The organism is Actinospica robiniae DSM 44927 (genome assembly GCF_000504285.1).
GTDB lineage: Bacteria > Actinomycetota > Actinomycetes > Streptomycetales > Catenulisporaceae > Actinospica > Actinospica robiniae.
Genome location: NZ_KI632511.1, coordinates 5,846,442 through 5,872,631 on the forward strand (window position 1 = coordinate 5,846,442; position 26,190 = coordinate 5,872,631).

Below are 26,190 nucleotides of genomic sequence, written 5' to 3' on the forward strand. Positions count from 1 at the left end.
CCCGCTACGAAAGTTGTTAAACCTGGACATCTCCACCCTCAAAATCGCGTCGCTCGAGTGCAATCGCCGCTTACCGGCCGCGATGAGCGTACTCGTCCACCTCCGAGCATGCTTTCCAGCTGGCCGCCCAACTATAGTCAGTATGCTTTCACCTGCACCGGGCCGGAAGACTCCGGCCTGGCATGTAGGTGCCATGAAGCTAACTGCCAGGGCATACGATGCCGTCAGATCGATGGTGACGGGGCTGCGCGATGGCAGAGCCGACTAAGGAGTCGAGACAGCGATGGCCGACGTGTCTGGCAACATGGGGGAGCAGGTCCTCCAAGCTCTCGGGCTCGACCCTGTGAGCATTCAAGTCTATCTGGCCATGCATTCCACCCCCGGCGCCGATGCCGAGCAACTCGCGGAGAAGCTCAGGCTGCAGGTCGCCGAAGTGATCGATGCCCTCGACGACCTCGCCGATCTCACCTTGCTCCGCCCCGGACTCGCGCCCAACGGCCGCCTCCGCCCCGTGTCCATCGAACGAGCCATGCACACGCTGCTGCGCCAGCAGTCGGATCAGCTGACGGCGCAGGCGGATGCGTTGCGCTCGCTCCAGTCCGCGATGGACGAGATGGTGACCCAATCGGTGGGCTCCAACGTCCTGCGAGAGGTCGACGTCGAGGCTGTGAGCGGCGCCGAGATGATCCAGACCAGGATCGAGGCCACGTTCGTGCACGCGCAGGAGAGCGTCTACTCCATGCTGGACGGCGGCCCGCTGCGCAAAGAAACCCTCGACGCCGCGCGGCAGGTCGATCAAGAGACGTTGGAGCGTGGACTGCGGGTACGCGCGCTCTATCAGAGTTCCATACGCGGGGACCGTCGCACGATGGACTACATACACTGGCTCACTGAGCTCGGCGCGGAAGTCAGGGTAGCCCCCGTCATTCCGATGCGCATCATCTTGATCGACCGCACGGCCGCCGTGGTGGGCCATGTCCAGAAAAGCCTGCCGTACGAGATGTTCGTGATCCGCGAGCCCGGAATTCTCAGCCCGCTCCATGAGTACTTCAAACTGAGCTGGGCGGCTGCGGAACCGCTGATGCAGCCCGACGTGAAGGAGGCGAGTCCCGAAGCCCCGCCGACCAGCCAGGAACTCGCGCTCCTGCAACTGCTCGCCTCCGGAAGCATCGACGAGGCCGCCGCGAAGAAACTGGGGATGTCGGTCCGGTCCGTCCGCAGAATCATGGCGGATCTGATGGAGCGACTCGGAGCGACGAGCCGCTTCGAGGCCGGGCACAAAGCGACCAAGCGGGGTTGGCTCTGAGGGGAAGCCTTCGTTCGGGAGGCAGTGAAGCCTGCCGCCCTGGGCGGGGCCAGTGTGGGCCCGTGGCCCCGCCACAGGGGTTCAGGCAGCGGCTTCGCGAGGCCGCGCCGAGGGCCGGGAATCTGGTGGGGGATCCGGCTCGTGACACCGAGTCTGCCCTATCCGGTCAGGGCTTCTGAAGGGGTTGGTGCTGGCATGACCCTGCCCGGCAACATGCTGCCAGCGGATTCCGTGACCTGCGCTTTCGCAGGATTCTGAAGGTCGGCGCACTTGCATGCGCAAAAGAATCAGGGCTCGCACCGCCAGGTGCGAGCCCTGAAGCCGGTCAGCGGCACCTTCGTGCCAGTCGGCTTTAAGAAACCGGTGCCGTGGCGGCCTGCTCGACCACAGCGGCCTCCGCGGCCCCGTCGCCGTGCCGGGTGCGGATCTCGTGGGTGATCTTCATCGAGCAGAAGTGCGGGCCGCACATGGAGCAGAAGTGCGCCTGCTTGGCCGGGGCGGCCGGCAGGGTCTCGTCGTGGTACGCGCGGGCGGTGGCGGGGTCGAGGGCCAGGTTGAACTGGTCCTCCCAGCGGAACTCGAACCTGGCGTCGGACAGGGCGTCGTCCCACGCCTGCGCGCCGGGGTGGCCCTTGGCCAGGTCGGCGGCGTGGGCGGCGATCTTGTAGGCGATCATGCCCTGCTTGACGTCTTCGAGGTCGGGCAGGCCGAGATGCTCCTTCGGGGTGACGTAGCAGAGCATCGCGGTGCCGTACCAGCCGATCATGGCCGCGCCGATGGCCGAGGTGATGTGGTCGTAGCCGGGGGCGATGTCGGTGGTGAGCGGGCCGAGCGTGTAGAAGGGGGCGTCGTCGCACAGCTGCTTCTGCAGGTCGACGTTCTCCTTGATCTTGTGCATCGGGACGTGCCCGGGGCCTTCGATCATCACCTGCACGTCCAGGGCGCGGGCGATCCGGCCGAGTTCGCCGAGGGTCTCGAGTTCGGCCAGCTGGGCGCGGTCGTTGGCGTCGTAGATCGAGCCGGGGCGCAGGCCGTCGCCGAGCGAGTACGTCACGTCGTACTCGCGCAGGATCTCGGTGAGCTCCTCGAAGTGCTCGTAGAGGAAGTTCTCCCGGCGGTGCGCCATGCACCAGGCGGCCAGGATGGAGCCGCCGCGCGAGACGATGCCGGTCTTGCGCCGGGCGGTGAGCGGAACGTAGTCGGCGCGCACGCCCGCGTGCACCGTCATGTAGTCCACGCCCTGCTCGCACTGCTCGACGACGGTCTCCCGGTAGACCTCCCAGCTGAGCTCCTCGGCCCTGCCGCCGACCTTCTCCAGAGCCTGATAGATCGGCACGGTGCCGACCGGGACCGGGCTGTTGCGCAGGATCCACTCCCTGGTCTGGTGGATGTCCTTGCCGGTGCTCAGATCCATGATGGTGTCCGCACCCCACCGGGTGGCCCAGACCATCTTCTCCACCTCGTGCTCGATCGAGGAGGAGACGGCCGAGTTGCCGATGTTGGCGTTGACCTTGACCAGGAAGGCCTCGCCGATGATCATCGGCTCGATCTCCGGGTGGTTGACGTTGGCGGGGATCACCGCACGGCCGGCGGCGACCTCCTCGCGCACCTTGTCCGGGCTCACGCCCTCGCGCAGCGCGATGAACTCCATCTCGGCCGTGATCTCGCCGCGGCGGGCGTAGCCGAGCTGGGTGGGCGCCCCGGATCCGGCCCGGGCGGCCCGTTCGGCCGTCCAGGGGGCCCTGAGCGCGGGCAGGCCGGCCCGGACGTCGGTGCGCAGATTCTCGTCCGTGTACGGGCCCGAGGTGTCGTACAGCAGGATGCTGCCACCCGTGCTGAGCACGACCTCGCGCATCGGCACCCTGAGGGTGCCGTGCGCATCGGTGAGGTAGGTCTTGCGAAGAACGTTCGTCGGAGACAAAGCAGCCACGGCTGCGCTCACACTCCCTACGCCGGCATTACCCGGACAGGTTCATGCGGTCGGCGTATCGCCCTCTCAGCCCGGATCCGCCCCGAGCTCCCGCGGATGTTCGATTGTCTCCGTCAGCGTAGCGCGCCGACCCTCCCGGGGACACGAGGGTCCCGTCGCTCGTCGGCGCGCATCGGCGATATCAGAAGTCGCGCTTCTTCTGCAGCTGCCGACGACGGTAGGCCGGGATCGACATCATGAAGCGGTGGTAGCCGACGTACAGCGCCCCGACCGCGACCGCGCCGATGGCGATGAACAGCAGGGAGTGCAGCGCCCAGCTGATGACCGATACCACGATCGATCCGACGATGAAGACTCCGGCGACCACTAGGACCGCCTTCAACCAGAACGGCATCTCGCTTTCCCTACCCCTTCGAATCTTTCCTGCGTCCTTGATGGGAGAACGACCGGCAGGCCGCCTTCGTTCCCTCTGACATCCACGATATATCGCGTTCTCCGTTCGCGCCAGCAGGTACATACCCACGTCGCTGAGCAGGACGAACCTGACGCAGGCCAGGGAGCGGCCACCTGGACGGCGCAGAGGGGAGGCGCGGGGCGGACGGCCGCGTGGGCGACGCGGGGCTGCGGGACATGCGCGAAGGCGCGCAGCGCGGCGTCAGCGCCGCCGGGACGTGCGGGCGGCCGCGGGAAAGCACCGAAGGGAGCCGTGCCCACCACACGGCTCCCCTGGATGCGCTTTAGCCCGCCGGCTCATCGAACGACGATCCGGCGGGCTGGAGGAGCGTGAAGGGTTCTCTAGGCCTTCTTGGCACGAGAGGCGGTCTTCTTCGTCGCGGCCTTCTTCGCCGGACGCGTCACCGCCTTCTTCGCAGGGGCCTTACGGGCCGGACGGGCCGCGGGGGCCTCGACCGATTCCGCGAAGGACGCCTTGCCTTCCGCGAAGGCGCCGCGGCACTTCTCGAGCAGCTTGCGCAGCGTGGCCTGGTCGGTCTTGGACAGCTGGCCCGCCAGCAGTCCCTCGACCTCCTCGACCTTCTTGTCCGCGCGCGCCAGCAGGCTCTTGCCGCTGCGGGTGATGGTGGTCTCCATCGCCCGGCCCTGACCGGGCACCGTGCGGCGCTCGATCAGACCCTTCACCGTGAGGTTCCCCAGCACCGTGGTCATCGTCTGCGGCGTGACCAGGCATTGGCGGGCGAGTTCCGCACCGCTGATGCCCGGCGTCTCAGCGATCACCAAAAGCGCCGAGTACTGCGGGACTGTCAGACCCATGGGTCGCAGCACCGCGTCCTTAGCTCCGGAGAGCTCTTGCTCAAGGCTCTTGACCACGTGGCCGAGCCGGTCATCCATTGCTGTCATAGCGTCGATCATATCCTGTGTCGCACAAAATGCCCGTTTTTGCGTCGGGCCCTGACGCGTACGGGTGATACACAGCGCCCTGCGAGCGCCACCCGGGTTGTGTGCAACAGCTTGCCACAGGTTCTCGACCGCAGGGTGCGGATTGGGGCAACATTCGCCCATGAAGAAATTCGTCATCAAGATCGGCGTGAACGCGGTGGCACTGTGGGTGGCCTCGCTGATACTCAAATCGGGCATCACCTTCGACCAAGACGGGGGGTCCAAGGCGCAGCTGGTCGGGACGGTGCTCCTCGTCGCCGTCATCTTCGGCTTGGTCAACACGTTCATCCGTCCGGTGGTGAAGCTTCTCGGCTTCGGCCTGATCGTGCTCACCCTGGGCCTGATCACCTTCGTGATCAATGCTCTGATGCTGTTGTTGACCTCTGCCATCTGCTCGCACTTCGCCGTGCACTTCCACGTGAAGAACTTCGTCTCCGCGCTCATCGGTTCGCTCATCATCACCGTGGTCTCGATGGTGCTGCACGCGGTGCTGCCGGAGGACAAGAAGTGAGCAAGCCCACAGCGGCCCCGGGCCGCGGCCGAGCGGCGGGCCGCTGATCGCCGCCGCGCGGATCCGTACTACCGTTGCCTGGCAGACTTCGAAGTGTGCCCGGTCGCGGCCACACCGCACGGCTTAAGCGAGGGAACCAACGGTGACAACCGCGGGAGCGAGGACGCTGACGTCCGCGTGCACGGCAGGGCCCACCCGCACGCGGCCAGCCCCGCGCCGAGCGCCGGGCCCGCGATGATCGGCGACCAGGTCGCCGCCGTCCTGGGCGCGAAGGTGGCCGGCGTGACCGCGCTCGGCACCGGTGCCGGCGGCAGCGGTGTCTACCGCGTCTCCCTGCTGTCCGGGGAGACCGTGTTCGCCAAGTCCTACCAGGGGGACGCGCCGGGCTTCCTGGCGGCGGAGGCCGCGGGCCTGCGCTGGCTGCGCGAGGCCGACGGGGCACCGGTGCCCGAAGTGCTCGGCGAGTGCGAAGACCTGCTGGTCACCACCTTCATCACCCCCGGACGTCCCACTCCGGCGGGCGCCGAGGAGTTCGGGCGCGAGCTCGCCACCATGCACGCCCGCGGGGCGCAGTCCTTCGGCGCCTCCTGGCCCGGGTATATCGGGGCTCTGTCGATGGACAACACAGAGTCCGACGACTGGCCCACCTTCTACGCCGAACGCCGGGTCCTGCCGTATCTGCGGGCCGCGGTGCGCCGCGGCGCGATGGACGCGGAGCAGGCCTCGGCGGTGGAACGCGTGTGCGGCCGGATCGAGGAGATCGCCGGAGCGCCCGAGCTGCCGGCCCGGCTGCACGGGGATCTGTGGGCCGGCAACGTGCAGTGGGATGTCAGGGGTCGAGGCTGGCTGATCGACCCGGCGGCGCACGGCGGGCACCGGGAGACCGATCTGGCCATGATGGCGCTGTTCGAGCCGCCGCTGCTCGAGACCATCATCGCCGCCTACGACGAGGTGCACCCGCTGGACGACGACTGGCGCGAACGGGTGGCCCTGCACCAGCTGCACCCGCTGTTGGTGCACGCGTCGCTCTTCGGCGGCTCCTACGGGGCTCAGGCGGTCGCGGCCGCGCGGCAGTACCTGTGACGGGTCCGGCCCGGCGCCCGCGCCGGCGAAGTGCCCCTGTGTGACGTCGCCGCCACCCGGCGCCATCGTTTTGACCTGCCCGTACTCCGCCGATGCCTCGATCAGGACACGATTCGGACGCGGACGGGCAAAAGCTGTGCCATGGCAGGTACAGCGAACGGACGAGCACCGATTAGAGTGGCGGCTCGGTGGGGCTCGAGCCGGATCGAGGCGGTCCGGCGGAATTACGAGGAGCTTGCCCAATGGAGTACTGCAATCAGTGCGGCGAACTGGTAGAGGGGCGCTTCTGCCGCATGTGCGGCGCGGCGACGGCCGTGGCGACCGCCCAGGCGGCGGTTTCGACCGCGGGCGCGGCAGCCGGCTACCAGGACGGCTACGGGCACGGCTACGGCGCCCCTGTGGCCTACGCACCGGCCGGTGAGGCGGAATCGACCCAGCACTTCGCCGCCGGCTCGCTCTACGAGGCGCCCGCCACGGCGCCGATCCCGAGCACCCCGGCCGAGTTCGACGGCTTCTTCCGGTCCGAGGACGGCACACCGTCACCGCACTCGTACACCCAGTTGCTTCCGCCGGTGCCGCGCGACTACCGGATGGACCCGCCGGAGGGCTCCCGCGTCCCGCCGCAGCCTCCGGTCCACGACCAGGGCCCCGACGAGGACGAGGAGGACGCCCGGCACCGCCGCCTGCTCATGTACGGCACGCTCGGCGCGGTCCTGCTCGCCGCGGCGATCATTCTGGGCATGCTCGCCATCGGCGGCAACAAGGATCCGGGCGTGACCGCGGACGCCGGCGCCACCTCGACCTCCAGCACCGGACAGAGCCCCGCTCCGTCCGCCACCGGCAACGCCGGGCAGGTCGTGGTGCCGACGGAGAGTGCGGGCACGACGCCGACCACCGCGCCCCCGGCGGCGCCCACCACCAGCGCGGCCGGCAGCTTCAGCGGCGACAACCTGCCGCTCGGCCCCGGCTCGCACGGATCGCTGGTCAGCTACGTGCAGCGGCGGCTGCAGGAGCTCGGCTACTACCACGGCCCGATGTCAGGGAACTTCGATCAGACGACCGCCGCGGCGGTGCAGCAGTTCCAGGGCGCCGCGGGCGTCACCGGCGACCCGGCGAGCACGGTCGGTCAGCACACGATGGTCGCCCTGATCGCGGCCGGCAAGACGCCGGATCTGCACACCGGCAGCCGGTCCGCCGACGTGAGCCGGCTCGACCAGGCGCTCAACGAGGCGCTGGGCACGCACATCCAAGCCTCGAACCGCTTCAACGCCAACACGACCCAGGAGGTCATGCGCTACCAGGCCGCGGTCGGGCTGCCGCCGACCGGCCAGGTCGACGCGGCGACCTGGGCCAAGCTGCAGAGCGGGGCGCTTTAGGGAGCGGGGCGGCGGGCGCGGCGGGATCCGCGGATGTCAGCCGTCGAGCCCGGCCGCGGCGACCAGACGGTCGCGCTCGGCCTGGTCGATGGCGGTCCAGCGGGTCGCGCGGATCGCACCCTCGAGCGCCAGCAGGGTGTGCACGCACTCCTCCGGCGGTGTCTGCGCGGCGATCAGCTGCCAGACCTCGAGCGCGCCCTGCCGCTTGAGCTGCTCGAGCGTCTCGACCCCGGCCGCGCGCAGCCTCGCCGAGAGCACCGGCCCGATGTTGACGGCCCGGTCTATCGCCAGTCCGTGGATGACAGTTCCCACCGAAACTCACCCTCTGCCCGATCCCGCGCTGACGCGTGCTGGAGAAAACATTCCTTAGACGGTGCCTCCACCTTCGCCCGCGATCGCCGCGACGGCCACCCGAATCGGCCTTGCGGGTCACGTCCCGTCATACCCGGGCCGCACTCCGCTCACTTTGTATCGATCGCATGTCAGAACCACCCGATACGCTCATGGTCCGCGCAGGCCACGTTACTGTGACCAGTGCGCATCAGAAATGGAGGGGTCATGGACGTCGCCAACGTTGGCGTCTCGACACCGACGACGCCCCTGACGTTGGAAGACACCGTCGCGGGCGCCGAGGCTGACCTTGCCCAGGCTCAGATAGAACTCGAGCACACCCGGGCCCAGCTCGACCATCTGACCCGGCAGCAGCACAGCCAGCTCGGGCCGCTCTACGACCGGCTCGACCAGCTCGACCTCGACATCGCCGCCATGCGGGCCACCCTCACCGGCGATCCGGAGGACCTGCGCCGGCTCCAGGCGCTCTACGGCGCCGCCACGCCCGAGCCGGATCCGCTGACCGATCCGCTCGTGGCCCCCGCCCCCGCGGTGGACCCGGAGTACACCAGTACCCTGCGTTTCACCCAGCCGGACGGCGCGGTGGCCGAGGAGCTGAGCCCGGCCAAGGTGGCCCAGCGCATCTACCGCGACCTCGCCCGCCGGGCGCACCCGGACCTGGTGCAGGATCCGGTGGAGAAGGAACGGCGCAGCGCCTTCATCGCCCGCGTCAACGAGGCCTACCGGAAGCTCGACCTGTACGAGCTGCAGCGGCTGGCCGAGGAGTGGGCCGTGGTCAGCAACACCGGCCCGACCGACCCGGGGGTGCGCCAGATGTGGCTGCGCCAGCGGCTGATCTGGCTCAAGGCCCGCACCGCCGAGGCGCGGGTGGAGCGCGAGACGCTCCTGTCCAGCCCGATCGGGCAGGTGTTGGTCGAGGTCGGCGCCGCGCACGTGCTCGAGGTGCTCTCGGCCCGGCTGTGGGAGCAGATCAGCGGCAAGGAGCAGCAGCTGAACCTGCTGCGCCAGCAGCTGCTGATGCCGCGCTAGCGGAGCTCCGCGGACAGGCCGGTGGCCACGGCGAGGCCGGTGGAGCGGTCGAGCAGGTAGGTGCTGAGGCTGTCGGTCACGGCCCGCGGCTCGATGGTCAGATCCTCGATCCCCGGGCCGAAGCGCGCGGTCAGCTGCGGCCGGCTGAGCGCGGTGACGTCGGTGTGCGCCACGATGTTGAACCAGTGGCGCACCGCGGCTGGCCACTCGCCCTGGTTGTTGCGCGGCGGCGGCTCGAGCCGGTCGAAGATCACCCGCGGGCCGCACAGCGCGGGCCCGAGGGTGACCAGGGTGACCGCGACCGAGTCGCTGACCGCGCAGAGGCTCTCGTAGGCGATCAGGCCGCCCAGGGCGTGGCCGACCACGACCCTGGTCTCCGCGCTGATGCAGGCCTGGGTCCGGTCGCGCAGCTCGTGCCGGTACTTGCGGTCGGTCAGGTAGCGGCGCACCTGGGCCGCGCCGCTGTGCGGCGGCTTGGCCTGGCGGGCGAAGTGGGGGGTGGCGCGCAGCGCGGCGGAGGTGTCCGCGGCCTCGCCGCGGGCCTGCCCGGTGCGCACCGCCGCGTTCCACCAGCCTTCGAGCACCGCACGTTCCAGGCCGAGTCCCTCCGGCGTCGGCGCGGCCTCGGGCCGGGCACGCAGATCGGCGAACTCGACCACCTTGATCCGGTCGCCGGCCGGCACCTGCCCGCGCACCGCCCGCAGCGACGAGACCAGCGCGGCGGAGATACGGGACAGCCCGGTCTCGGTGTCCGGGTCCGGCACCACGACTATGACCGCCATCCGTGGCCCCCTCGGGGTTGTGCGTTGCCGTGCCGGAGCCGTGCGCCGCGGTGCCCGTGCCACCGCGGGTCACCCGACCCCGTCTCACCTGCTTGAACCGGCCATGCGCCGATCCTGACTGTGCGTCAGATCATCGTATAGCTCCAGCGTAACCGAAGCACGACCGCAAGTGAGGGTACGACGGCACCCGAGCGGCGAAACGCACAAGTTGTTACCTACCGGTTACCGTCGCGGACGGCCGCGAGCCAGTCCCGCGCCTCGGCGAACTCGGCGTCGGTGGTGCCCGGGCGGATGACCGGAGCCTGCCGGTCCGCCCGCGGGTAGGAGCCCAGGAAGCGCAGCCGGGCGCTGTTGCGGCGCAGGCCGAGCAGGGCCTCGCCGACCCGCTCGTCGGCGATGTGGCCCTCGCAGTCGATGAAGAAGTAGTACTTGCCCATGGCCTCGCCGGTGGGCCGGGACTCGATCCGGCACAGGTTCACCCCGCGCCCGGCGAACTCCTCGAGGATCTCCATCAGCTCGCCCGGGTGGTTGTCGCGCAGCCCGACCGTGATCGAGGTCTTGTCCTGGCCGGTGGGCGCGGCGGGCGGACCGGGCCGGGTCACCACGACGAAACGGGTCTGCGCCCCCTCGTTGTCGTGGATGCCCTCGGCCAGCACCTCGAGCCCGTACCGGGCGGCGGTGAAGGCGCCGGCCAGGGCGCCGTCGAAGGTCCCGTCGCGCACCTGCTTGGCCGCCTCGGCGTTGGACGCGGCCGTCTCCCAGCGTGCCTCCGGCAGGTGCCGGCCGAGCCAGCGGCGGCACTGCGGCTCGGCCACCGGGTGGCTGGCCACCGTCTTGACCTGCTCGAGCGGCGTACCCGGGCGCACCAGCAGGGCGAAGGAGACCGGCAGCAGCAGCTCGCGTTCGATCATCAGCGGCTCGCCGTTGGCCAGCTCGTCGATGGTCGCGGTGACGGCGCCCTCCACCGAGCTCTCCATGGCGGCCACGGCGGCGTCGCACTCGCCCGAGCGCACCGCGTCGAAGGCGGCGGGCACCGAGGGATGGGGCACGGCCTCGACCTCGCCGCCCTCGGGCAGTGCGAGCAGCGCGGCTTCGGTGAACGTCCCGGCCGGCCCGAGGTAGGCGTAACGCGGCGATTGCGGCATGAGACCCAAGCTATCGCTCCCGTCCCGTCTGATCCCAGGCCTCTCAGGGATCGGGCGGAACGCCGGGAGCGCGGCCGGCGCGGCTACTGGATCGGGGCGCCGGACAGGACCCGGGCGAAGTCGGCGCGCAGCTGCGCCACCGTGACGTCCTCGACCAGCCACTCGATGTGCGCCTTGCCGTCCGAGGTGTAGCCGAGCACCTGCAGCCCGTGGGTGACCTGGTAGTCGCCGGACATGTCGGCGGGCTTCTCCACGTCCACGCCGACCGAGGCGCCGGAGGCCTGGATGGTGGCGAACGAGGCGGTCAGCCCGGTCGAGCTGGGCAGGTTGAAGCCGGCCAGCCAGGAGGCCATCACCGGCGTGGTGTCGCGCCAGGGGTCGGTGGTGACCACGTCGATGGTGATCCGGCCCTGCTCGTCCTTCGGCAGGCCCCGCCAGGCCGCGCTGATGTCGGCCATCGTGGTCGGGCAGTCGTCGTCGCAGTGGGTGAAGCCGTAGAAGACCAGGGTCAGGTCGCCCTTGGCGGGCGCCTCGATCGACTCGGTGCCGCCCGCGGTGGACTGGAAGGTCCCGCTCGGCAGGCCGAAGGGCTTGGTCAGCACCGGGCCCGCGTAGGCCGAGCTCGGCCCGATCTGGGAGATCTGCGCGGTGGGCTGGTCCGAGCCGCTCGACGAGCAGCCGGCCGCGGCGGCGGCCAGCGCGGTGCCGAGCGCGGCGAACGCGGCGATTCGTCCGTTGCGGAGGAGTTTCACACCGACGATGGTGCCACGCCCGCCTCGGGCCGCGGGCACCGGGGTGGCACATTATTCTACGAATTGTAGAAACTAGGCCGGGGCGCGGCGCCGGCCCCGCGCGCGGCCCGGTGGCGCGAGCAGACAATCAATGCTATTTCGGGGCCATTCGGGGGAATTTACCGTGTTCGCGCGGGAGTTTTAGCGCGCAATGATGGCGTATTGATCCGGGAAGCCGGTAATACCTATCTGCGTGTCCCGAAGACGCGGGAGGTAGAGCTCGTGGTGGACGTGAACTGGACCCTGCTGCTTCCGCGCGAAGCGCAGAGCGTGGGGAAGGCACGGCGCATGCTGAGGGACACCGCCGACCTGGTCGGCATGGATCCCGATATCACCTTCGACCTCGGCGTCGCGCTCACCGAGGCCTGCGCCAACGTGATCGAGCACTCCGGGCCGGCCGAGGGCTACTGGGTGGCCGCCGGGATCAGCGCGGACCGGTGCTGGGTCGACGTGATCGACAACGGCGTCGGCTTCGCCCCGCGCCGGCTGGTCGAGGTGCGCGGGGCCCGGCGGCCGACCGCGGCCGTGGCCACCGCCCCGGACATGGCCGAGTCCGGCCGCGGCCTGATGCTCATCGAAGCCCTCTGCGACCGGGTCGACATCCGCAACCACCCCGCCCGCGGCGCGATGATCCACTTCGAGCGCGACCTCAAGCCGCGCGAGCCGGTCGCCGCCTGAGACAATCCGATCCGTGGCCATCGACGGATCCGACCCGTTCGACGCCGTGGTGCTCGCCGGCGGCGGCGCGCGGCGGCTCGACGGCACCGACAAGCCCGCCCTGCGGATAGGCGGCACCAGCCTGCTCGACCGGGTCCTCGGCGCCTGCGCCGACGCGGGCCGGACCGTGTGCGTCGGGCCCGAGCGGCCCACCCTCCGGCCGGTGCGCTGGACCCGGGAGGACCCGGTCGGCGGCGGCCCGGTGGCGGCGCTCGCCGTCGGCCTCGAGAACGTCTCGGCCGGGCGGGTGCTCGCGCTCGCCGCGGATCTGCCCTTTCTGACCGCCGGACTCGTGCGCGCCCTGGTCCGGGCGGCCGAGGCGGCCGACGGCGCGGTGCTCGTCGACGCCGGGGGCCGGGACCAGTGGCTGGCCGGCTGCTATCAGCATGCCGCGCTCGCCGCCGGCCTGGACCGGCTGCGCGCCGAACGCGGCGCCCTGGCCGGGGCCTCCCTCAGGGCCCTGGCTTCGCCGCTCGCCCTGCGCCGCGTGGCGGACCCGCAGGGCCTCGGCTTCGATTGCGACACCTGGGAGGATGTGCGCCATGTTCGAAGACTGGTTGCGGACGGTGGCGGAGATCAGCGGCCGCCCCGAGCTGAATCTGAATCCTGATCAGCAGGCGCTGGTGCTGGACCTGGCCCGGGAGGCCGCCCACGGCGTGGCCCGGCCGGCCGCTCCGCTGACCACGTTCCTGGCCGGCTACGCGCTGGGCGCCGGACCCGGGCTGGCCGGACTGTCGGCGCTGGTGGCGCAGCTGAGCGAGGCGGCGCGCTCCGCCGAGGCGGCGCGGACGGAGTAGCCGGCACATCTCCGCCGGGCCACCGGGGTAACCACCGGCCGTGAAGGTCCCCACCCCCCGGGCCGCCGACGTGGTGGACCCGGACGTCCACCTGCCCGGCTCGCCGACCCGGCCGCTGCGGTCGATCGGCGTGCGGGTGGCGTTCTCGGTGGGCGCTCTGGTGCTGACGGTCGCGCTGGTGTACGTGGACCGGTCCGGCTACAAGGACTCGGCCTCCCCGGGGCCGCTGACCTTCGTCGACTGCCTGTACTACGCCACCGTCACCCTTTCCACCACCGGCTACGGCGACATCGTGCCGGCCACCGAGGGCGCCCGGCTGGTCAACGCCCTGGTGATCACGCCGCTGCGGGTGGTCTTCCTGATCGTGTTGGTCGGCACCACCCTCGAGGTGCTGGCCGAAGGCACCCGCAGACTGTGGGACCAGCGCCGCTGGAGGAACCGGATGCAGGACCACATCGTCGTCATCGGCTTCGGCACCAAGGGCAGCGCGGCGGTCGCGACGCTGCTCAAGCACGGCATCGCCGCGGACCGGATCGTCGTGATCGACCACAGCCGCCCGGCGCTGGCCCGGGCCAACGGGATGGGCCTGGTCTCGGTCTCCGGCGACGGCACCCGCAGCGGGGTGCTGGAGAAGGCGCAGACCTCCCGGGCGAGCACGGTCGTGGTCGCCACCGAACGGGACGACACGGCCGTGCTGTGCACTCTCACGGCCCGTCAGCTCGCGCCGCGGGCCTTCATCGCCGCCGCCGTGCGCGAGGCCGAGAACGCGCCGCTGGTGCGCCAGTCGGGCGCTGACACGGTGGTCACCTCCTCGGAGATGACCGGGAACCTGCTCGGCACCTCGATGCTCAGCCCGCAGGTGGGCGCGGTGGTGACCGACCTGCTCGACTACGGCAAGGGCATGGACATCGTCGAGCAGCCGGCCGGGCCGGAGCAGATCGGCTCCACGCCGCGCGCCTGCGCGCTCCCGGTCCTCGGCGTCGTCCGCGACGGCCGGCTGCTGCGGTTCGACGATCCGGCGATCGGCACCGTGCGCGCCGAGGACCGGGTGATCGTCGTGCGGGCACGCGACTCCGCCAGCTCCGCGGCGTCTTCCGGGGGCATAGGCTGACCGGATGAAGGCGATCGTGTGCAGTAAACCGGGCGGCCCCGAGGTGCTGGAATGGACCGAGGTCCCCGATCCCGTGGCCGGTCCGGGCGAGGTCGTGGTGAAGGTGGTCGCGACCGCGGTGAACCGGGCCGACCTCCTGCAGCGGCAGGGCTTCTACGCGCCGCCGCCCGGGGCGACCGAGGTACCGGGCCTGGAGTGCTCCGGCCGGGTGGCCGAGCTCGGCGAGGGCGTGACCGGCTGGTCCGTCGGCGACCCGGTGTGCGCGCTGCTGTCCGGCGGCGGTTACGCCGAACGGGTGGTTGTGCCGGCCGGGCAGCTGCTGCCGGTGCCGGCCGGCCTGGACCTGGAGGCCGCGGCCGGGCTGCCGGAGACGGTGTGCACCGTGTGGTCCAACGTGTTCATGGCGGCCGGCCTGCGGCCCGGCGAGTTCCTGCTCGTGCACGGCGGAGCCGGCGGCATCGGCACCACCGCGATCCAGCTGGCCCGCGCGCTCGGCGCGACCGTGCTGGTCACGGTCGGTTCCGCGGCCAAGGCCAAGCGCTGCCTGGAGCTCGGCGCGCACGCGGCGATCGACTACAAGACCGAGGACTTCGTGGCCCGGGTGGCCGAGCTGACCGACGGCCACGGAGCCGATGTGATCCTCGACAACATGGGCGCCAAGTACCTGGCCAGGAACGTCGAGACACTCGCGGTCAACGGCCGGCTGACGATTATCGGGCTGCAGGGCGGGAACCGGGCTGAACTGGACCTGGGCAAGCTGATGGCCAAGCGCGCCGCGGTGATCTCCACCACACTCCGGGCCCGCCCGGCCGCGGAGAAGGCCGCGATCGTGGCCTCGGTGCGCGAGCACGCCTGGCCGCTGGTGGCCGACGGCACCCTGCGCCCGATCATCGACCGCAGGCTGCCGCTGCCCGACGCGGCCGAGGCCCACCGGGTGATCGAGTCCTCCGGCCACGTGGGCAAGGTGCTTCTGCTCGCCGAGTGAGCGGGTCCTGGTCGCGCAGTGGCCGAGGAGTGGGAAAGGATGGAGTCATGGCGGACATCGATGCGAACACTCAACCCCCCTCGCCTTTCCGCGGCGAGAACAATGTCATCGTGGTGGGCCCGGACGGACGTCCGGATGACCAGGAGCACCTCGCCGAGCAGGCGGAGGACCCGACCAGTGTGGCCGAGATGGTCGAGCAGCCGGCCAAGGTCATGCGGATCGGGTCGATGATCAAGCAGCTGCTCGAGGAGGTGCGGGCCGCGCCGCTGGACGAGGCGAGCCGGGCCCGGCTGGCCGAGATCCACCGCTCCTCGATCGCCGAGCTGGAGAAGGGCCTGGCCCCGGAGCTGATCAACGAGCTCGAGCGGCTCTCGCTGCCCTTCGCCGAGGACGAGGTGCCGAGCGAGGCGGAGCTGCGGATCGCCCAGGCTCAGCTCGTCGGCTGGCTCGAGGGCCTGTTCCACGGGATCCAGACGGCGCTGTTCGCGCAGCAGATGGCGGCGCGGGCGCAGCTCGAGCAGATCCGCCGGGCGCTGCCGCCGGGAGCCGCGGACGTGGCCGAGTACCAGCCGGGCAAGTCGACCGGCGCCGGACCCTACCTTTAGGGCGACCGGCAGCTGAACGCCGCGTCCCTCGGGACGGGTGCGCGGGGACGGGACCCTTGAATCAGGGCCCGTCCCCGCGGCGTTCGGATGGGGGGATAGGGGGCAGGGACAGCGGGTTGCGCGGGATCAGGGACGCGGACGGCGGCGCCGGGCACGGGGAGCGCGGCACCGACGGCGGGTCAGCTCAGTTCGTGCAGGACCTTGTCGTAGTGGTGGGTCCACCAGACGATGAGCGCGGACTGGTCGGCGAACTGCACGCTGGGACGTTCGTCGTGCAGGTCGTAGCGCCAGGTGAGCATCCAGAAGTCGGTCAGCCGCTCCCACCACAGCCGGTGCAGCGCCGCCGGGATCTCCGGCGCCAGCCACGGCCGCTGGTCCAGGTACCCGTGCACGTACTCGCGCACGAGGCCGAGATCGAGCCGGCCGAACTCGACGAAGATGATCAGCGCCGAGCGGATCAGCTCCTCCAGGCTGGGCGCGAGGCACAGGCGGTCGAAGTCGACGACCGCGTTCACCCCGCCGCTCTGACCGTACATGATGTTCAGGTCGTGGAAGTCGCCGTGCACGGACCCGACGGTGAGGTTCACCTCGGGGCCGGGCCGGCGGTCGGCGAGCTCGCGCAGCAGTCCGATCCGTTCGAGCAATCGGAACTCCGCGAGTTCGTCCACTCCCTCGCGCACGCTGAGCCGGTCTATGGCCGACAGCAGTCGGAACGCGGTCTCGCCGGCCCGCTCCGCGGTTTCGCAGGGCAGGAACAGCGGCTGCTCGATCGGCCCGTGCAGCCGGTCGAGCTCGTCGTGCAGGCGGCCGAGCAGGGCGCCGAGCTCCCTGCAGTCCGCCAGATCGAGCCCGGCGCCGCGCTTGTGGTGGCCCTGGATCCAGGGATAGAGCGCGAGCAGATGCTCCTGCTCCGCCTGGAGGGTCTCGCCCGCGAAATCGGCGAGCGGCGCGGAGACGGGCAGGCCGGCTTGGCTCAGCCGGCGGGTGACGAGGTGTTGGGCCCGGATGATCTCCGGGGTCTGATTGAGGTAGTCCTTCAGGAAGAACTTCCCGCTGTCGGTATCGACGGTATAGGCCCGGTTCAACAGGCCTTCGGTGAGAGGCCGGATCGCGTGTACTTCAGTGACCCCGTAGCGCTGAAGCAGCGCGGCCATTGCGAAGGGGCGCGCCATGGGGCTGAGAGTACGCGCCAGCGTGCGCCGCGGACCCCGGCCGCGCGCCCCCGCGCAAGGACTCGAAGCGGACTTCCACCGGACCTCGGGTTTACCGGGGCCCGGTGGAGTGAAAGGTCCAGTCTCAGACCGGCTTGAGCAGGTCGGCGCCCAGGTACGGGCGCAGCGCCTCGGGCACCCGGACCGACCCGTCGGACTGCTGGTGGTTCTCCAGGATCGCCACGATGTTGCGGGTCATGGCGCACAGCGTGCCGTTGAGGGTGGCCAGGGGGCGCACGCCGTCGCCGTCGCGCATCCGCACCGAGAGCCGGCGGGCCTGGAACTCGGTGCAGTTCGAGGTGGAGGTCACCTCGCGGTACTTGCCCTGGGTCGGGATCCAGGCCTCGCAGTCGTACTTGCGCGCGGCCGAGCTGCCGAGGTCGCCGGCGGCCACGTCGATCACCCGGAACGGCACCTCGATCGCGGTGAGGAACTCCTTCTCCCAGCCGAGCAGCCGCTTGTGCTCGGCGGCCGCGTCCTCGGGGGCGCAGAAGGAGAACATCTCGACCTTCTCGAACTGGTGCACCCGGATGATGCCCCGGGTGTCCTTGCCGTACGAGCCGGCCTCGCGCCGGTAGCAGGAGGAGTAGCCGGCGTAGCGCAGCGGCAGCCGGTCGGCCGGGAGGATCTCGTCCATGTGGTACGCGGCCAGCGGCACCTCGGACGTGCCGACGAGGTACATGTCGTCGTCGGGCAGGTGGTAGACGTTCTCCGCGGCCTGGGCCAGGAATCCGGTGCCCTGCATCGCCTCGGGCTTGACCAGCGACGGGGTGATCATCGGGGTGAAGCCGTAGCGGACCGCCTGGGCCATGGCCAGGTTGCACAGCGCGAGCTCGAGCAGCGCGCCGGCGCCGGTGAGGTAGTACTGCCGGGCGCCGCCGACCTTGGCGCCGCGCTCGAGGTCGATCGCGCCGAGGATGCGGCCGATCTCCACGTGGTCGCGCGGCTCGAAGCCCTCGGCGGCGAAGTCGCGGGGCTTGCCGTGCTCCTCGAGCACGACGTAGTCCTCCTCGCCGCCCTCGGGCACGCCCGGCTCGACGAGGTTGGACAGACCGAGCAGCAGCCGCTGCGCCTCCGCGGCGGCTTCGTTCTGCGCGGCGTCGGCGGCCTTGACCTCCGCGGCGAGTTCGCGGGTCCGGACGAGCAGGCTCTCCTTCTCCTCCTTCGGCGCCTGGGCCACGAGCTTGCCGAGGCCCTTCTGCTCGTTGCGCAGGGCGTCGAAGTGCGAGGCGGACGATCGACGCAGTTCGTCGGCGGCCAGCACCTGGTCGACCAGGGCGGGGTCTTCGCCGCGGGCGCGCTGGGAAGCGCGGGCGCGGTCCGGGTCTTCGCGCAGGATACGGAGGTCGATCACAGGGCAAACGGTACCGGGTAGGGTGGGGTGATCGGTAATGCGATTGCCCGCGCCTACCCGCGAGGAGAACTCGGTCATGTTCCAGCACGGTCCCGCCGTTCCCACGGTCGAGGTCGGCGCCCTGCCGGCCGGCGCCTACCTCTTGGACGTGCGCGAGGACGACGAGTGGCACTGCGGTCATGCCCCCGACGCGGTGCACCTGCCGCTGAGCGAGCTGATGGCCCGGCTCGACGAGGTGCCGGCCGACCGCGAGGTGCACGTGATCTGCAAGGTGGGCGGGCGTTCGGCCCAGGCCGTGCAGTTCCTCAACGCACAGGGCCGGGAGACGGTGAACGTGGCCGGCGGGATGATGGCCTGGGCGGCCGCGGGCCTGCCCATGGTCGCCCCGTCCGGCGGCACGCCGACCGTCGCCTGAGCCTGCGCGCCTACCGACGCCTCGCCCTGCCGCGACCGCGCCGGTCGCGGCGGTCGAGCTGACGCCGGCTCAGCGGCCGCGCCAGGTCTCCGGCCTCAGGTTCGCCGGGATGCTCCGCGCGGCCAGCGCCATCGCCACGTCCCGGTACTGCCGCCCGCGGTGCAGCTGCGCGGCGAAGTCGCCGCCGGTCACCCGGTGCCGAAGCGGGGCCTCGACCTCCAGCACCCTGATCCCGGCCCGCAGCACGTCGATGGTCAGCCCCACCTCCACCCCGAAGCCGTAGCCGAGCGGCAGCGCCGCCTCGAACGCCTCCCGGGTCAGGCAGCGCTGGCCGGAGAGCGGCGCCTGCGCCTCGAAGCCGACCGCGCGCCGGATCCCGTCCCGGGCCAGCTTGAGCACGAATCCGTGGCCGCCGCCCGGGGTGGCGGCGGGCGGCAGGATCGCCACCGTCATCCCGGCCTCGCCGGTGCGGATCGGATCGATCAGCGGGCCGGCCGCGGCCGCGGAGTCTTCGAGGTCTGCGTCGAGCAGCAGCAGGTGCCGCGGCGCGCCCCGTCCGTCCCGGCTCTCGATCGCGGCCAGCGTGGCGGCGCCGGTCTCCAGCGCCGCGCCCTTGCCCCGGTTGCGGCTGTGGCGCACCACGACCGCCCCGTGCTCCCGGGCGATCCTGGCGGTGGCCCCCTCGTCCCGCGACCCGTCGTCGACCACGATGACGAGGTTCACCCCGGACAGCGACCGGGCGCCGTCCACCGTCGCCCCGATCCGCTCCGCCTCGAGGTAGGCGGGGATCACCACTGCCGTGTCACTCATGGCAGACGAGTGTACGGGTACGGTCTTGTCGCGATTCGGTGAATCTACACGCCCAAACGAATGAACCGGGTATCGCTTCACCGCACGATAGGACTAGCATTCTCCCGACGGCCGACCGAGATCCAGCCCATCACCGACCGGCTCCCGGCACGTCGCCGTCCTTACGCAAACCTCTGCCGCAGCGCCTTGATCGAATCCTCGGTCGGCGCTGCCCGAGTACCCCCTGCCGTAGCACCGTCACCACCGTGGGAGGGCCAGGCTGATGCCGGGCACGAACGAGAACCGCACCCCGACCCCCGCCTCCTCCGTCAGCTCCCTGCGACGCGGGCATGTGCGCTCGATCGCGCTCGCGGCCGCCGTGGTCGGCGTGGTGGTGCTTCCGATCGCCGCGGCCGAGGCCAACCCGTCGCACGGCGCGAAGCAGCCCTCTGTCACCGGGACCCCCGCCGCCGGCGCGCCCGGGACGGCCGTGGCCGTGCTCCCGCAGTACTGCGGGGACAAGCTCCAGGGCTTCGGGCAGCAGGTCTCCGCGCAGGCGTGCGTGAACGAGACGGGCGGCGCGGTCACCGGCACGGTCTACGTGGACAACTCCACCGCCTCGCCGCTGACGGTCGTGATCAACCTGATCTCCTCCACCTCCGGCAGCACGCAGACGCAGATGTCCTGCACCGTGGCCGCCGGCGACGCGAACGGCGAGTGCGTCACCGGCGCGCTCACCGACGCCTCCGGCAAGGGCACCTACGACGCCGTCGCCGAGGCGGTGCCGGTGGGCGCCCCGGTCGCGGACGGCGTGCTGCACGTGGAGTCCGGCCAGGTGGCCCCGGCGTCGGCCGGCGCCGGTTCGCCGGCGGCCTGAGACCCCGCATTCCTCTGACGGCGGCCCGGATCCCGGGCCGCCGCACGTCTTTCACCACGGCATCCGCAACCACTCGTTCGAGGTAGTTACCAACGAGTAGCTTCACGCGTACGCTGGAGTCGTGAGCACTGTAGGCGACCGGCAGATTCTGAACGCGGCACGCGCCTGCGTCCTGGCCGCGGGCGTGCACGAGACCACCTTCAACGACATCGCGCGGCGGGCCGGGGTGAGCAGGATGACCCTCTACCGGCGCTACAGCGACGTCGGCTCGCTGATCAGCGAGCTGCTCGGGCGCGAGTTCGCCCGGATCCTGCGCGAGCACACCCGGATCGCCCCGGACGCGCCGCCCGATCCGCGCCCGGCCCGGCAGCGGCTGGTGGAGACGGTGGTCGCGGTGGTCGAGGCGTTCCAGGAGGACCCGCTGATGTCGCAGGTCCTCGACGCCGAGCCGGAGATCCTCACGCCGTACCTGTTCAACAAGTTCGGCTCCACCCAGCAGATCGCCATCGACCTGCTCGCCCACCGGCTCGACGCGGGCCACCGGGACGGCTCGATCCGAGCCGGCTCGGTGGCGGTGCAGGCGCACGCGATCGTGCTCACCGTGCAGTCCTTCATCGTCTCCGCCAGTGCCAGCGGCCCGGTGCCGGCCGATCGCCTGCGCGCCGAGCTCAGGCTGATCCTGGACGGCTACCTCCAGCCGCGAGAGCCCTGACCCGACCCGGACCCCGTCCGCGTCCGCGAGCTACCTACGGCCTAGCGCAGCGTCAGCTGGCGGTTGGTCAGGCCCGAGCGGGAACGGCGCTCGGCCGAACTCAGCGGCGCGTCCGCGACCAGAGCGTTGCCGAGACGCTCGGCCAGCGAGGCCGCGGGCTCCTCCCAATCCGTGGCCTGCTTGTCCAGCGCCAGGTCCCAGACCACGATCAGCCGGCCGCAGGCGCGCAGCGAGCCGGCGTACTTGCTGCCCTCGCCAAGCCGCAGCGCGTCGGCCGCGTGCAGCCGGGCCAGGGCGTCCAGCAGCGGCTCCTCGTCCTGCGGCATCACCCAGCGCAGGTGGCAGCGGTCGGCGGAACGGCGCACCCAGTAAGCCGATTCGACCGAGGAGAGGCGCACCGTCGGCTCGATCGCGGCGTTCGCCCGCTCCAGCGAGATCGCCCGGTCGGCGCTGGTGTCGTCCGGCTCGAACCAGTAGTCGAAGCTGTCGCGCAGCTCCAGCTCCAGCGCGGCCTTCGGGTCGACCAGCTCCGCCAGCGCGGGCCCGGCGGCCGGCGGCTCCTCGTAGCCGAGGGTCTCGCCGGGCTCGGCCGCCAGCGCCCGGGTGAGCGAGTGCGCCAGATCCCGGGCCGGATCGCCGGAGCTGTTGAGCGTCTGCGCGGCGACGAGCACCTCGCCGTCGGCCCGCCGCAGCGCCGGGACCGCGAGCGGAAGCACGGTGGCGAGCGTGGCCGGACCGGCCGAGGCGTCCCGCAGGGTCAGCCGCGTCGTCGCGGCCGGAACGAAGGTGTGCAGGGCGATCAGGTCGAGTTCGCCCTCGAACTCGGCGAACGGCCGCGGGTTGAGCGCGACGGTCTCGCCCTGATCCCGGCCGTGGCAGGCCTTGTAGCGACGTCCGGATCCGCACGGGCACGGCTCGCGCCCGCCGACCACGGGGATGGTCTCTCCCTCCGCGAGCTGGCGCGGACGTGCTGCGGAATGGTGCTTCCTGCCCATGACTCACCCTTTGTCCGGTGCGTTGCTGTGACCGGAAAAGGATAGTGCCGCCGGAGTGGTGCTCAGGCCCGGTTGGGATACGTCGGCAGCAGCGGGATGACCTGCGCCGAGGCGGGAGTGGTGGTGGTCTGCGGGTTCTGCTCCGCCAGCGTGGGCAGAGCGGTGAGGGTGCCGGTGCCGGCGGTCGCCTGACTCGGCCGCACACCGCGGCCCCGGGTCCGGCGTCCGGCGTGGCGGGCCCGGACGGCCAGTTCGGCCCACACGGTGTACTCGTCCCCGCTCTCCTCGCGCTGCGAGCCCCAGCGGTCGGCGAGCCGGTCCACGATCTCGAGCCCGCGCCCGGCCTGCGCCGAGACGGACATGGAGTACGGCTTGGTCACGGGGCGGGTGGTGCCGCCCCCGTCGGTCACCTCGATCCGCAGCAGCCCGTCCCCGGTCAGCGACCACGACACCCGGATGGTGTCGCTGGTCAGGGCTCGGGCGTGGCGCAAGGCGTTGGTGACGAACTCGGACAGAATCAGGATGGCGTCGTCGACCACCGTGCCCAGGACGTCGCGTTCGCTCAGATCCTGGGCCAGTCTCGCCCGCGCCTGGCGGACACTGACGGATGAGTGCGGTAAGTAAGCCTCGTATGCGGTAGGCGCTACTCGGACTGCGGGCATGATCACCCCCATCGACCCCACTTTTCCTCGTTGAGGCAATCCACCGGGCGGCGCATCGATGCGACCGCTCTTGCATTCACAAGGGAATCGATGCCCGGCCTCCGGAGGGTGGAAACGGCGGGCTTGCCCGCGCGGACGGTGCATCCGGGGCGCACGGGAAGCCTTGAGCGCCCCTTTCGCCGGAAATAACCCTCTGGTAAAAGCGATCGGTCCAGGTCGGCGCCGACCGCCCCGCAGCGCCGAAGATCCGCGCCGGAGCTGATTTAGCGCCGAATTAAGGACGAAAGCTCCATGGCCGCGGAGCGGCGGTAGCAGGACGCTTACTCAACGTGCCCGGCGGCCCGCGCCTCGAGCTCCGCCCGCATCCGCCGCGGCCGGTTGGTGATCACCGCTTCCACGCCGAGAGAGAGGCAGAGCTCGAAGTCGCTCGGCTCGTCCACGGTCCACACGTGCACCTGCCGGCCGGCGCGATGCCACCGTTCGACGCTGTCGGGCCGGGTGCGCAGGATCTCCACCGAGGGCCCGGCGATCGGCACCCCGGCCGGCAGGGAGCCGCCGAACGCGCGGTAGACGAACGGCTCCATCAGGAACACCGTCGGCAGAGCCGGGGCGAGCCGACGGGCGCGCCACAGCGCGGCCCGGGAGAAGCTCATCACCCGGACCGGCGAACCGGATCCGGCCCAGCCGTACTCATCCAGCAACCGGATCAGCCGACGTTCCACCTGCCCCGCGTACCGGCTCGGGTGCTTGACCTCGATCGCCATCTGCACCGGCTTCGGGTGCGCCGCCACCAGATCCAGCAGCCTGCGCAGCGTCAGCACCGTGCTCGCGTCCCGGTCCGGCGCCTCGCCGCCCGGGGAGGCGGAGACGTGCCAGGAGCCGAAGTCCAGTTCCTCGAGCCGGGCGAGTTCGAGCGAGGAGACCCGGCCGTGCCCGTCGGAGGTCCGGTCCACCCGCCGGTCGTGCACGCACACCAGGTGCCCGTCCGCGGTCAGCCGGACGTCGCACTCGAGCGCGTCCGCCCCCGCCGCGAGCGCGGCGACGTAGGCCGCGTAGGTGTGCTCAGGCGCCTCGGTGGAGGCTCCGCGGTGCGCGACGATCTGCGGCACGACGGGCGCGATGCGTACAGGAGAGTGGCCCACGACCCCATGCTCTCAATTCCATCGGAGTGTGTTGGTACGCAAGAGCCCTCTGGGGTAGAAAATGCTCGCGAACTTCCGTTGACCGCAATAGGGGAGCGAATCGAATGTCTCACGACGCATCAGGCTGGACCCAATGCCGCTCACGGTAGATTGATCATGCGGTGAGTTCGAGGTTTCCCGTGCTGATCCGTCCCGGATGCAGCACTTGGCGTGCCGGCGGGAGGTTGGCGATGCGTAGGGTCGGCGGCCCGGCGTGGCGTACCCCGACATCAGTGGCCTTCTTCACGGCGTACTGGTTGTGACGTGCCCGTTTGACCACGCGCGGGTAGGAACGGTGGCGCCGCTCGCGATGCAGCTCGCGCGGTGCGGTGATCTCCGTGTTGAACCGCTCGAGCAGGGCCGCCAGGCCCTCAGGGGGAAAAGGCCGCCGGATCATCGATCCGGCGGCGGATGATGCGGACCGCGTTGGTGAACTTCACCCGGTCCGGGTCGATGTCCGCCTCGGTCGCGGCCCGACAGATCAGGGAGTTGATCGCATAGTGGGTGAGCAGGTAGCCGTAGAGCTCCTGGATCACCATGTCAGGGCTCTGGGACCGCATGACCTTCCCCGGTCCCCGTAGAACCGTCTTGGCCTGCGCGTTCGCCTGCTCGTGCTCCCACCGCTCGTGATATCCCGCCGCCAGCAGCGCGGCCGGGGCACTGCGCGCATCCAGCAGCGTCGTCAGCAGGCAAAACAGCTCCCGCTCCCCAGCGGTGCCCCGGTCCGCCACCTCGTACTCCACCACCCGAACCAGCCGCGCGCGATCCTCGAACTCCTCCAGATCCGCCCCCGCCCGAGCCGCCGCCAGGACCTGCTCACGGACCTTCGCCGAGGTACGCGACGCGAACACCACCGAGGTGTACGAGCCGTCCCCGAGCTTGGCGACCAGCGGCAGCGCAATCGTGTCACCCAGGCGCCACAGCAGCTCAGCACCCGTCTGCGACGCCTGACACCAGTCGGCGAACGAGTAGAAGTTGCGATCGGCCAACAACAGCATGTCCTGGTCGAGGAACCGGTAGAGCCGACGCGCCGCGGACTGCTCCCCGCTGCCCTTGCCGCCGCACGGCCCCGCGTCCGCGCCGATCGGAGCCCGCGAGCCGCACTCGACCAACGTCACCACCCGCATCTTCGGGAACGCCGACCGGTTGCCGCCCGAACCGGCGTACCCGAAGTACCCCGCGTTCGCCGCACTGTCCGGCACATCCCACTCGAACCCGTCGATCGAGACCATCCGCCTGCCCGCCAGCCACGCCCCCCGCGTCAGCATCCCCGCCACCGGCTGCGCAACCTGCTCGAACACCTCCCGGACCACGTCAGAACCCAGACGCTTGCGCGCCTGGGTGATCCCGCCCGACCCGGGACACTCCCACCCGGCGTCCCAACGCCCCCAATCCTTCAGGACCTCGGTCAACCGGGTCAGGACCTCCTGATAGTCCTCGTCCGCGAACAACGCCATCGCCATCGCGAAATACACCATGACATGCGCCGGAAGCTTCGCATCCGCCCGCTTCGCACCCCTGCCGAACTCCGCCACCGCGTCATCGATCACCACACGCGGCACCGCCGCCGCCAACAACCCGACCGACACATGATCCGTCAAACGGCCCGACAGGCCCTCCACAGCACTATGCGACACCCCCCGACCGTAACGCCCCACCAATCACCGCACGAACACACAGGTCACAAGCATGATCCCACTACGCTGAGCGGCATTGAGGCTGGACCGGCCCGCAGTTCCTGGTGGTGACCACCAACGACGTACCGGGATTCCGGATCGAGCAGGTTCTCGGCGAGGTCTTCGGCCTGACCGTGCGTTCGCGCAACGCCTTCAGCCAGATGGGCGCCGGATTCAAGTCGATGCTCGGCGGGGAACTGCGCGGAATGACGAAGGCTCTGGTGGACAGCCGCAACGAAGTGATGGGCCGGATGATAGGAGAAGCCCAGTCCCGCGGCGCCAACGCGATCGTCGCGATGCGCTTCGACACCTCGGAGATGGGCGGGGTGTGGACCGAGATCTGCGCGTACGGCACGGCCGTGCGGATCAGTCCGGTCGACCAGCAGCACATGTAGCACGACCGC

Annotated in this window: 30 protein-coding genes and 1 riboswitch; of the genes, 15 read left to right on the top strand and 15 right to left on the bottom strand. The window is 70.9% G+C overall.

The features are described from left to right. The first annotated feature begins 283 nt into the window (after positions 1–283). Complete coding sequence (locus tag ACTRO_RS24785; RefSeq protein ID WP_051451342.1) at positions 284–1,306, top strand: LuxR C-terminal-related transcriptional regulator; 1,023 nt, start codon at positions 284–286, stop codon at positions 1,304–1,306. Positions 1,307–1,658: 352 nt separating this feature from the next. On the opposite strand, the gene thiC is transcribed toward ACTRO_RS24785, so the two are convergent. The 3 genes from thiC to ACTRO_RS24800 all read right to left on the bottom strand — a co-directional run bounded on the left by thiC (position 1,659) and on the right by ACTRO_RS24800 (position 4,592). Beyond that, on the bottom strand, positions 1,659–3,236 hold the full coding sequence (gene thiC, locus ACTRO_RS24790) for a phosphomethylpyrimidine synthase ThiC (protein ID WP_034276605.1): 1,578 nt from the start codon (positions 3,234–3,236) through the stop codon (positions 1,659–1,661). Then, a riboswitch (TPP riboswitch) is annotated at positions 3,234–3,340 on the bottom strand. Its footprint overlaps the gene before it by 3 nt. Positions 3,341–3,417: 77 nt before the next feature. Beyond that, on the bottom strand, positions 3,418–3,630 hold the full coding sequence (locus ACTRO_RS24795; protein ID WP_034266692.1) for a hypothetical protein: 213 nt from the start codon (positions 3,628–3,630) through the stop codon (positions 3,418–3,420). Between the two features lie 401 nt (positions 3,631–4,031). Next, positions 4,032–4,592: a MarR family winged helix-turn-helix transcriptional regulator gene (locus tag ACTRO_RS24800; protein ID WP_211244400.1), complete on the bottom strand. Its 561-nt coding sequence runs from the start codon at positions 4,590–4,592 to the stop codon at positions 4,032–4,034. 160 nt (positions 4,593–4,752) lie between these two features. Here ACTRO_RS24800 and ACTRO_RS24805 point away from each other — a divergent pair, with 160 nt between their 5' ends. The 3 genes from ACTRO_RS24805 (at position 4,753) to ACTRO_RS43840 (ending at position 7,601) form a co-directional block, all read left to right on the top strand. Continuing rightward, positions 4,753–5,142, top strand: a complete 390-nt coding sequence (locus ACTRO_RS24805; protein WP_034266695.1) for a phage holin family protein — start codon at positions 4,753–4,755, stop codon at positions 5,140–5,142. A gap of 177 nt (positions 5,143–5,319) precedes the next feature. Further along, entirely contained in the window at positions 5,320–6,225 is a 906-nt protein-coding gene (locus tag ACTRO_RS24810) for a fructosamine kinase family protein (RefSeq protein ID WP_245594480.1), read from the top strand. 242 nt (positions 6,226–6,467) lie between these two features. Next, entirely contained in the window at positions 6,468–7,601 is a 1,134-nt protein-coding gene (locus tag ACTRO_RS43840; RefSeq protein ID WP_051451344.1) for a peptidoglycan-binding domain-containing protein, read from the top strand. A 36-nt stretch (positions 7,602–7,637) separates the two neighbouring features. Here the strand turns inward: ACTRO_RS43840 and ACTRO_RS24820 are convergent, their stop codons facing one another. Further along, positions 7,638–7,913 (bottom strand): TfoX/Sxy family DNA transformation protein, encoded by a 276-nt coding sequence (locus ACTRO_RS24820; RefSeq protein WP_211244401.1) that lies wholly within the window; start codon positions 7,911–7,913, stop codon positions 7,638–7,640. A 246-nt stretch (positions 7,914–8,159) separates the two neighbouring features. On the opposite strand from ACTRO_RS24820, the gene ACTRO_RS43845 reads away from it, so the two are divergent. Then, on the top strand, positions 8,160–8,981 hold the full coding sequence (locus tag ACTRO_RS43845; protein WP_051451345.1) for a hypothetical protein: 822 nt from the start codon (positions 8,160–8,162) through the stop codon (positions 8,979–8,981). Here the strand turns inward: ACTRO_RS43845 and ACTRO_RS43850 are convergent. The 3 genes from ACTRO_RS43850 to ACTRO_RS43855 form a co-directional block, all read right to left on the bottom strand. Next, positions 8,978–9,763, bottom strand: a complete 786-nt coding sequence (locus tag ACTRO_RS43850; RefSeq protein ID WP_051451346.1) for a hypothetical protein — start codon at positions 9,761–9,763, stop codon at positions 8,978–8,980. The two genes, ACTRO_RS43845 and ACTRO_RS43850, sit on opposite strands and share 4 nt — an antisense overlap. Before the next feature lie 215 nt (positions 9,764–9,978). Then, positions 9,979–10,908 (bottom strand): prephenate dehydratase, encoded by a 930-nt coding sequence (gene pheA / locus ACTRO_RS24835; RefSeq protein WP_034266699.1) that lies wholly within the window; start codon positions 10,906–10,908, stop codon positions 9,979–9,981. Positions 10,909–10,991: 83 nt separating this feature from the next. After that, positions 10,992–11,660 carry an SCO family protein gene (locus ACTRO_RS43855; protein ID WP_051451347.1) on the bottom strand — a complete coding sequence of 223 codons (669 nt, stop codon included), beginning with the start codon at positions 11,658–11,660 and terminating at the stop codon, positions 10,992–10,994. 261 nt (positions 11,661–11,921) lie between these two features. Here ACTRO_RS43855 and ACTRO_RS24845 point away from each other — a divergent pair, with 261 nt between their 5' ends. Genes ACTRO_RS24845 through ACTRO_RS24865 form a run of 6 tightly spaced genes read left to right on the top strand, consistent with a single transcriptional unit; the run spans position 11,922 to position 15,914 of the window. Further along, the gene (locus tag ACTRO_RS24845) at positions 11,922–12,377 is read left to right on the top strand and encodes an ATP-binding protein (RefSeq protein ID WP_211244402.1); all 456 of its coding nucleotides are present in this window, start codon (positions 11,922–11,924) and stop codon (positions 12,375–12,377) included. Positions 12,378–12,390: 13 nt separating this feature from the next. Then, positions 12,391–13,026 (top strand): molybdenum cofactor guanylyltransferase, encoded by a 636-nt coding sequence (gene mobA / locus ACTRO_RS24850; protein WP_169739945.1) that lies wholly within the window; start codon positions 12,391–12,393, stop codon positions 13,024–13,026. After that, a complete protein-coding gene (locus ACTRO_RS47460; RefSeq protein ID WP_157436418.1) occupies positions 12,983–13,213 on the top strand; it encodes a DUF6457 domain-containing protein in 231 nt (76 codons plus the stop codon). The genes mobA and ACTRO_RS47460 overlap by 44 nt, the downstream gene beginning before the upstream one ends. Before the next feature lie 40 nt (positions 13,214–13,253). After that, positions 13,254–14,324, top strand: coding sequence for a potassium channel family protein (locus ACTRO_RS24855; protein WP_051451348.1), 1,071 nt, complete (start codon positions 13,254–13,256; stop codon positions 14,322–14,324). Between the two features lie 4 nt (positions 14,325–14,328). Next, positions 14,329–15,309: an NAD(P)H-quinone oxidoreductase gene (locus tag ACTRO_RS24860; RefSeq protein ID WP_034266702.1), complete on the top strand. Its 981-nt coding sequence runs from the start codon at positions 14,329–14,331 to the stop codon at positions 15,307–15,309. Between the two features lie 47 nt (positions 15,310–15,356). Beyond that, positions 15,357–15,914 carry a bacterial proteasome activator family protein gene (locus ACTRO_RS24865; RefSeq protein ID WP_034266705.1) on the top strand — a complete coding sequence of 186 codons (558 nt, stop codon included), beginning with the start codon at positions 15,357–15,359 and terminating at the stop codon, positions 15,912–15,914. Between the two features lie 179 nt (positions 15,915–16,093). Here ACTRO_RS24865 and ACTRO_RS24870 read toward each other — a convergent pair whose 3' ends face one another. Both ACTRO_RS24870 and serS read right to left on the bottom strand, forming a co-directional pair. Continuing rightward, entirely contained in the window at positions 16,094–17,086 is a 993-nt protein-coding gene (locus ACTRO_RS24870; RefSeq protein ID WP_034266708.1) for a phosphotransferase enzyme family protein, read from the bottom strand. Between the two features lie 124 nt (positions 17,087–17,210). Then, on the bottom strand, positions 17,211–18,479 hold the full coding sequence (serS, locus tag ACTRO_RS24875; protein WP_034266711.1) for a serine--tRNA ligase: 1,269 nt from the start codon (positions 18,477–18,479) through the stop codon (positions 17,211–17,213). A gap of 76 nt (positions 18,480–18,555) precedes the next feature. On the opposite strand from serS, the gene ACTRO_RS24880 reads away from it, so the two are divergent. Next, on the top strand, positions 18,556–18,894 hold the full coding sequence (locus tag ACTRO_RS24880; protein WP_034266714.1) for a rhodanese-like domain-containing protein: 339 nt from the start codon (positions 18,556–18,558) through the stop codon (positions 18,892–18,894). Positions 18,895–18,963: 69 nt separating this feature from the next. Here ACTRO_RS24880 and ACTRO_RS24885 read toward each other — a convergent pair whose 3' ends face one another. Further along, complete coding sequence (locus ACTRO_RS24885; protein WP_051451350.1) at positions 18,964–19,704, bottom strand: glycosyltransferase; 741 nt, start codon at positions 19,702–19,704, stop codon at positions 18,964–18,966. Between the two features lie 262 nt (positions 19,705–19,966). On the opposite strand from ACTRO_RS24885, the gene ACTRO_RS24890 reads away from it, so the two are divergent. Together ACTRO_RS24890 and ACTRO_RS24895 are read left to right on the top strand one after the other, a co-directional pair. Beyond that, complete coding sequence (locus tag ACTRO_RS24890; protein ID WP_034266716.1) at positions 19,967–20,560, top strand: hypothetical protein; 594 nt, start codon at positions 19,967–19,969, stop codon at positions 20,558–20,560. A gap of 121 nt (positions 20,561–20,681) precedes the next feature. Continuing rightward, positions 20,682–21,272, top strand: coding sequence for a TetR/AcrR family transcriptional regulator (locus ACTRO_RS24895; RefSeq protein ID WP_051451351.1), 591 nt, complete (start codon positions 20,682–20,684; stop codon positions 21,270–21,272). A 41-nt stretch (positions 21,273–21,313) separates the two neighbouring features. On the opposite strand, the gene ACTRO_RS24900 is transcribed toward ACTRO_RS24895, so the two are convergent. The 5 genes from ACTRO_RS24900 to ACTRO_RS24920 form a co-directional block, all read right to left on the bottom strand. Next, positions 21,314–22,267, bottom strand: coding sequence for a DUF5926 family protein (locus ACTRO_RS24900; RefSeq protein ID WP_034266719.1), 954 nt, complete (start codon positions 22,265–22,267; stop codon positions 21,314–21,316). 62 nt (positions 22,268–22,329) lie between these two features. Further along, entirely contained in the window at positions 22,330–22,929 is a 600-nt protein-coding gene (locus ACTRO_RS44935) for an ATP-binding protein (protein WP_084317150.1), read from the bottom strand. Positions 22,930–23,249: 320 nt separating this feature from the next. Then, positions 23,250–24,071: a glycerophosphodiester phosphodiesterase family protein gene (locus tag ACTRO_RS24910; RefSeq protein ID WP_051451352.1), complete on the bottom strand. Its 822-nt coding sequence runs from the start codon at positions 24,069–24,071 to the stop codon at positions 23,250–23,252. 154 nt (positions 24,072–24,225) lie between these two features. Beyond that, positions 24,226–24,507 carry a hypothetical protein gene (locus ACTRO_RS49070; RefSeq protein WP_051450305.1) on the bottom strand — a complete coding sequence of 94 codons (282 nt, stop codon included), beginning with the start codon at positions 24,505–24,507 and terminating at the stop codon, positions 24,226–24,228. After that, positions 24,482–25,747, bottom strand: coding sequence for an IS4 family transposase (locus ACTRO_RS24920; protein ID WP_034261336.1), 1,266 nt, complete (start codon positions 25,745–25,747; stop codon positions 24,482–24,484). Before ACTRO_RS24920 ends, ACTRO_RS49070 begins: the two co-directional genes overlap by 26 nt. Positions 25,748–25,848: 101 nt before the next feature. Here ACTRO_RS24920 and ACTRO_RS24925 point away from each other — a divergent pair, with 101 nt between their 5' ends. Continuing rightward, a complete protein-coding gene (locus ACTRO_RS24925; protein ID WP_034266721.1) occupies positions 25,849–26,181 on the top strand; it encodes a heavy metal-binding domain-containing protein in 333 nt (110 codons plus the stop codon). Positions 26,182–26,190: the final 9 nt, after the last annotated feature.

What these genes read in the sequence shown, in the direction of transcription:
- ACTRO_RS24785 (WP_051451342.1), top strand. Translation starts at nt 284, where the DNA reads ATGGCCGACGTGTCTGGCAACATGGGGGAGCAGGTCCTCCAAGCTCTC.
- ACTRO_RS24795 (WP_034266692.1), bottom strand. Translation starts at nt 3,630, where the DNA reads ATGCCGTTCTGGTTGAAGGCGGTCCTAGTGGTCGCCGGAGTCTTCATC.
- ACTRO_RS24800 (WP_211244400.1), bottom strand. Translation starts at nt 4,592, where the DNA reads ATGACAGCAATGGATGACCGGCTCGGCCACGTGGTCAAGAGCCTTGAG.
- ACTRO_RS24805 (WP_034266695.1), top strand. Translation starts at nt 4,753, where the DNA reads ATGAAGAAATTCGTCATCAAGATCGGCGTGAACGCGGTGGCACTGTGG.
- ACTRO_RS43840 (WP_051451344.1), top strand. Translation starts at nt 6,468, where the DNA reads ATGGAGTACTGCAATCAGTGCGGCGAACTGGTAGAGGGGCGCTTCTGC.
- ACTRO_RS43845 (WP_051451345.1), top strand. Translation starts at nt 8,160, where the DNA reads ATGGACGTCGCCAACGTTGGCGTCTCGACACCGACGACGCCCCTGACG.
- ACTRO_RS43850 (WP_051451346.1), bottom strand. Translation starts at nt 9,763, where the DNA reads ATGGCGGTCATAGTCGTGGTGCCGGACCCGGACACCGAGACCGGGCTG.
- pheA (WP_034266699.1), bottom strand. Translation starts at nt 10,908, where the DNA reads ATGCCGCAATCGCCGCGTTACGCCTACCTCGGGCCGGCCGGGACGTTC.
- ACTRO_RS24860 (WP_034266702.1), top strand. Translation starts at nt 14,329, where the DNA reads ATGAAGGCGATCGTGTGCAGTAAACCGGGCGGCCCCGAGGTGCTGGAA.
- ACTRO_RS24865 (WP_034266705.1), top strand. Translation starts at nt 15,357, where the DNA reads ATGGCGGACATCGATGCGAACACTCAACCCCCCTCGCCTTTCCGCGGC.
- ACTRO_RS24870 (WP_034266708.1), bottom strand. Translation starts at nt 17,086, where the DNA reads ATGGCGCGCCCCTTCGCAATGGCCGCGCTGCTTCAGCGCTACGGGGTC.
- ACTRO_RS24880 (WP_034266714.1), top strand. Translation starts at nt 18,556, where the DNA reads ATGTTCCAGCACGGTCCCGCCGTTCCCACGGTCGAGGTCGGCGCCCTG.
- ACTRO_RS24885 (WP_051451350.1), bottom strand. Translation starts at nt 19,704, where the DNA reads ATGAGTGACACGGCAGTGGTGATCCCCGCCTACCTCGAGGCGGAGCGG.
- ACTRO_RS24890 (WP_034266716.1), top strand. Translation starts at nt 19,967, where the DNA reads ATGCCGGGCACGAACGAGAACCGCACCCCGACCCCCGCCTCCTCCGTC.
- ACTRO_RS24900 (WP_034266719.1), bottom strand. Translation starts at nt 22,267, where the DNA reads ATGGGCAGGAAGCACCATTCCGCAGCACGTCCGCGCCAGCTCGCGGAG.
- ACTRO_RS44935 (WP_084317150.1), bottom strand. Translation starts at nt 22,929, where the DNA reads ATGCCCGCAGTCCGAGTAGCGCCTACCGCATACGAGGCTTACTTACCG.
- ACTRO_RS49070 (WP_051450305.1), bottom strand. Translation starts at nt 24,507, where the DNA reads ATGATCCGGCGGCCTTTTCCCCCTGAGGGCCTGGCGGCCCTGCTCGAG.